The 229-nt window shown below is 74.7% G+C and carries 1 pseudogene; it reads left to right on the top strand.

From position 1 onward, the window contains the following. A pseudogene (locus BIU89_RS18995) lies at nucleotides 1-153 on the top strand (4-hydroxy-3-methylbut-2-enyl diphosphate reductase); the annotation flags it as partial. Between the last annotated feature and the right edge of the window lie 76 nt (nucleotides 154-229).

Raw genomic sequence — 229 nt, 5'->3', positions numbered from 1 at the left:
GCCGAGGTGCTCGAGCAGCTCGCCGACGCCGGGTACGCCGCCGTCGAAGAGGTCGTCACCGCGCACGAAGACCTGATGTTCTCGCTCCCCAAGGAGCTCCGCACCGACGCCTCGGGCAACCCGACGCGCGCGCTCGGCGGGCGTCGGGCATGAGCGGCGCGGACGGCTGGTCCTCGGTCCCGCGTCGCGACCCGGCGAACCAGGTCGACGCCGGTTCCGGTGCCGGCCA

It is taken from the genome of Curtobacterium sp. MCBA15_005, assembly GCF_001864855.1.
GTDB lineage: Bacteria > Actinomycetota > Actinomycetes > Actinomycetales > Microbacteriaceae > Curtobacterium > Curtobacterium flaccumfaciens.
This window is presented reverse-complemented; position numbering and strand designations above follow the sequence as displayed.